We start from the raw sequence: 1,957 nt of genomic DNA on the forward strand, positions 1-1,957 counted from the left end.
ACCTGACGGCATTGGCCGGTCGGCCGACCCAGCACATCCGGGTCTTTAGCGACTACCTGGATGACAACTGGCCAAACGATGTACCCGATCCCTACTACGGCGAAGCAGAAGGGTTCGATGAAGTGTTGGACATGCTCGAAGAGGGCTGCCCGATCATCTTGCAGACGCTAGCGGGCGAAGCCATCTTCGACGACGGCTTCGTCGAGTGACGGCATGCCATCGAAGACTTCAAAGTCATAGCGTGCCCGATAGGTCTGGCCCGGGCCGATATCAAACGCACCGACGACGCACGGCGAGATGCTGAAATACGGCTTCGTCGGATGCAGTCGAACCGGATCGGGATAACGCTCATTGAGCGGTGATGGAGTGACTCGGACACCGGCAATGTGGTTCTGACCCTGCGTCTGGTCCACGATTCCGAACAGCGCGGCCCATTCGGGACGGCTGTGGTTGCCGAGTCGACGATCATGGCCTTCGCTGGTGAGAAACCGATGCCGCGTCAATTCCAACGGGGGCGCGTCGGCCTGCGGTTGTTTCACGAATGCGGCCAGGGCTTTAGCCGATGGACCGGAAAACCAAGCGTTGTTGCCGCGAAATCCGATTCCGCCGTAGTGATACTCGTTGATCGTTAGCGGGTGCTCGGTGATGTTGGTTTGTTCGGTCGAAAACTGGATCAGATAACGAGTCGTTTTTTGATCCGCGCCGGAATCGTTTTCGCCGCTCACTCCGGTGCTCACCCCGGTCACGCTGACCGTCCAGACGTCGTCCAGAATCGCTTCACGCACTCCCTGGTCATCGATGGCATAGTGTCTGACCGCGACGGAAAACTCGGTGCTTTCGCCTTCGTCGCCGACCGCAATCACTCGATCGTGAAGCACCACGCCGAGCTGCTTGAGTTGATTCCAGAAATCCACCTTCTTGCCACGAAAACTGGTGTCCGTCCACGCGGCGAACAACCCGTGTTGATGCGGATGATCGGCGGCAAAGTCACCGCTGACCATTCGACCGGCCGGCGAATAGATCGGGTGAATGTAGCCGCTGCGTTGGTACGTCGGATCGATCCCTTCGGGCGCCTTGGGTGCAGCGATGTTGTATCGCAAGACCTCGGATCGACCGCAATAAACGATCACGTGATCCTTGGATTGCACACAGCGAAACAACTGTTTCGGAGGCGGTCCGGTATCGCTCTGTGCTGGCGCCGCATCCTGGGACTGCGCTCCGTCAGACGCGATCAGCGAGGACAGGAACACGGCGGTGAGGGAGAGACGACGCCAAAATGATGAATTCAACATTGCCGGACCAGAGCTCGTCGGAGGAAAGAACCACCGGACGATTGTAGCAAACGCCGCAGTCACAAGCGTCCGGCTAAACGACTCGGTAGGCCTGCTTGGTGCGTCGCCGCGCGACGCCGGTCTCCAACGCCGATTGGGCGACGGCTTTGGCCACCTCGCCACAAACACGACGATCAAAGACGCTGGGAATGACGTAGTGGTTGGTCAGATTTTCCGGCGAGATCACGTCGGCGATCGCGTCGGCGGCGGCCAGCTTCATCGCGTCGTTGATGGCACTGGCACGAACGTCCAAGACGCCGCGAAATAGACCGGGAAAACATAGCACGTTGTTGATCTGATTGGCATAGTCACTGCGTCCGGTCGCGACGATTTGCACGTGCTCGTCGGCGACCTTGGGGTCGATCTCCGGGTTCGGATTGGCCAGCGCAAACACCACGGCATCTTTTCCCATCGAAGCGACATCGTCACCGGTCAGCACATTGGCGACACTGACTCCCACGAATACATCCTTGCCCCGGATCACGTCCGAGAGCGTCCCGGATTGTCCGTCTTGATTGGTGTGTTCGGACAGCCAAACCTTGATCGAGTTATGAGCGATGTCGGTGCGTCCCTTGTGGATCGCGCCTTTGCTGTCACAGACGACGATGTCCGTGACGCCGGCTTGC

General features: G+C 59.0%; 2 protein-coding genes and 1 pseudogene. 1 reads left to right on the forward strand and 2 read right to left on the reverse strand.

Annotated elements, in window-relative coordinates:
• Positions 1-209: pseudogene (locus ABX749_RS31185) on the forward strand (low molecular weight phosphotyrosine protein phosphatase); the annotation flags it as partial.
• On the opposite strand, the gene ABX749_RS31190 reads toward ABX749_RS31185, so the two are convergent.
• Together ABX749_RS31190 and ABX749_RS31195 are read right to left on the reverse strand one after the other, a co-directional pair.
• Positions 168-1,292 carry a DUF6807 family protein gene (locus ABX749_RS31190; RefSeq protein ID WP_372899470.1) on the reverse strand — a complete coding sequence of 375 codons (1,125 nt, stop codon included), beginning with the start codon at positions 1,290-1,292 and terminating at the stop codon, positions 168-170. The pseudogene ABX749_RS31185 and the gene ABX749_RS31190 overlap by 42 nt on opposite strands.
• Positions 1,293-1,365: 73 nt before the next feature.
• Positions 1,366-1,957: malic enzyme-like NAD(P)-binding protein (locus ABX749_RS31195; RefSeq protein ID WP_372899471.1), on the reverse strand; the 592-nt coding region annotated here is incomplete at its 5' end.

Source organism: Stieleria sp. (assembly GCF_041595215.1).
Lineage (GTDB): Bacteria > Planctomycetota > Planctomycetia > Pirellulales > Pirellulaceae > Stieleria > Stieleria magnilauensis.